This window comes from Corynebacterium sp. HMSC036E10, from assembly GCF_001836265.1.
Lineage (GTDB): Bacteria > Actinomycetota > Actinomycetes > Mycobacteriales > Mycobacteriaceae > Corynebacterium > Corynebacterium coyleae.
In genome coordinates this window covers 1-2654 of the sequence record NZ_KV827964.1, presented here as the reverse complement: position 1 = coordinate 2654, position 2654 = coordinate 1, and the positions used below count along the sequence as shown (strand labels likewise).

General features: G+C 55.4%; 2 protein-coding genes. Both read left to right on the top strand.

From position 1 onward, the window contains the following. Window positions 1–156 precede the first annotated feature (156 nt). The gene (gene istA, locus HMPREF2736_RS02765) at window positions 157–1761 is read left to right on the top strand and encodes an IS21 family transposase (protein ID WP_070422899.1); all 1605 of its coding nucleotides are present in this window, start codon (window positions 157–159) and stop codon (window positions 1759–1761) included. 6 nt (window positions 1762–1767) lie between these two features. After that, on the top strand, window positions 1768–2529 hold the full coding sequence (locus tag HMPREF2736_RS02760) for an ATP-binding protein (RefSeq protein ID WP_070422898.1): 762 nt from the start codon (window positions 1768–1770) through the stop codon (window positions 2527–2529). Window positions 2530–2654 lie beyond the last annotated feature (125 nt).

Here is a 2654-nt window from a genome sequence, read left to right as displayed (position 1 = left end):
TGCCGTTTCCGTGTAGTTGGTAGGGGCAATCCGCGTAGTTGGTAGGGGTTTTCCGGATAGGTGGTAGGGGTCTTCTTTTTCGGTCATTTTTGTAGGTGACGTCGGCGCAATCTGTGCCGGTGTGTCACCACTTTCTGACCGCAAGGAGGGCCTTTTATGGCCAACTTCAAAGACATCATGGCGATGTGTTTGACCGGAGCGAGTTATGCAGCCATCTCTGCTGCCTTGGAGTGCTCCAACAGGGATATCGCCAAAGTCAAAGCAGTGATTGCTGACCACGCAATCACGCAGTCTTCGTTCGCTCAGCTGGATCCAGAGTTCTTCGATACGCACTTTAGCGATCAGCGAACGAGTCGGCGTTTGCGCTATGACCGACCTGACTTCGAAAAACTCGCGAAGAAGCTGGCGAACAACAAGCACCTCACGCGCCATAAGCTGTGGATGGACTATGTCGCTTCCCCGTGCGCCGCAGGTGAATCGAAGTACCAGTACTCCCAGTTCTGTGAACACCTGCGTGACTACATCCGGGCTACCGGCATGACCTCGATTATCGAGCATGAACCAGGCCAAGAGCTCTACGTCGACTGGGCGGGCGACAAAGTCCGCATCATCGACCAAGCCACCGGTGAGGTAGGGATGAAAGCTTGCCTATTTGTGGCTGTCTGTCCCTACTCTTCTTTGTTATTTGTGGTTGCTACGGCGAATGAGAAGATGGACGCCTGGATTGACTGCCACGTCAAAGCCCTAAACTACCTCGGGAAACGCCCCGGCATCATCGTTCCTGATAACGCGCCGACTGCAACGTATCGCCCGGCGAAGAACAAACCCGCACGACGCATCCAACAGCGCTATGCGGACTTTGCTGACTACTATGACATCTTGCTTGTACCAGCACGTCCGGGAAAACCCCGCGATAAAGCCGCAGTTGAGCGTGCCGTCCAACTTGTCTATACGCGTATCCTTGGCTATTTCGATGGGGTTGAGTTCTATAGCCTTGAAGAGCTCAACGAAGCGATCGCTGAGCGCCTCGAAGACATCAACACAACCATGCCCAATGCGCATGGGTTTACTCGTCGTGAGCTGTTTGACATCGATGAAGCACCCATGATGCGCAACCTTCCTGACACCCCATTTACGGAAGTGTCCTGGCGCAGCGTCAAAGTCGATCGCAATTGGCACATCTGTTGTGACTACCAGTACTACTCCGTGCCGTTTCAATACATCGGCAAGACTTTGCGCGCACGGCTGACCAACAGCCTGGTCAGCATCTTCAACGGCGATAGCCTCGTGGCCGAACACCCGCGTATGCACGGGTTTAAGTACCGCTATTGCACAGACCCTGCGCATACCCCAGACAAAGAGATTACTGGGGTCAAACCGCTAACTCGCGATGAGCTCTACGCCAGAGCATCGTCGTTTGGGCCCGCAACCAGCAAGGTCATCGCCATGATCCTTGAGCACAACGCCCAAGCCCTGCCACGCGGTTTACGCACAGCCCGCAACGTGTTGGTCAAGCTCGGGAACAAGCACAACAAAACCACACTTGAACCAGCGTGCCAGCAAATCATCGACCACAACCTCGCGCCGAATCTGCAGGTCATCTCCCGCATCCAGGCCGACATCGCCCGCAACGGTAACGCCGAAGCCAACACCCCAACACCACAAACAGGCCAGGCTCGGGTAGTCGATATCGCCGCAATGCCAGAAGCAGTGTTCCTGCGCCCTGCAAGCTACTACGACACCCAGAAGCAGGAGGACTAACCCATCATGACCACGATCCATCTTGACGATGACATCCGTGCAACGCTGCGCAAGCTGCGGCTTTCAACCTTCGCTGATACCTTCTTCGCACTTGCCAGTGCAGATGAAGCAAACACCGAGTTGCCTGAAGAGATATTTCTCAAAGCCGTGGAAGAAACCGCCCACAAACGTCGCGCGCAAAACATCACCAAAGCCATCACCCAAGCAAAGTTCCGGTACCCAGGTGCAACACTTGCCGAGCTGATAAACGTCGAAGAACGCGGCCTGAACCTTCGTCAACTCAAACGCATCGCTGCAACACCCTGGCGTGAAAACCCCGGAAACGTCCACCTCCTAGCCCCAACAGGGGCAGGCAAGACATACATCGCCTGCGCCATCGGAGTTGCTGCATGCCAGGCTGAATACAGCGTTGCGTACTACCGGCTCGACCAGCTTGTAGATGAATTAGCGGCCTTCCCGCCGACAGATGAGCGTTACGTAACCAAGATGCGCAGGCTACAAAACACTGACGTGCTCATCCTTGATGATTTCCTGACCATTGGAATCAACCAACGCGGGCAAGAAGACCTAACGAAGATCATATTCGACCGCGATGGCAGGCTGCCGACGATCATCGTTTCCCAAACCACTGCCGCATACTGGGTACAAAAACTTCCCGACCCAGTCGCAGCTGACTCCCTCGTCAGCAGACTCAACACCGGCCAACGCGTCGAACTCGGTGAATACGACATGCGCCACTTCCTAGCCACCCAACTAGAAACCGAGTAACACACCACCATCAACAGGCCCCGCGACGAGCAGCAGCCCCAACCCGTCGCGGGGCCCTACCAACTACCCGGAATCCAGCCCTACCACCGTTTCGGAATACCCCTACCAACTACGCGCACTCAGCA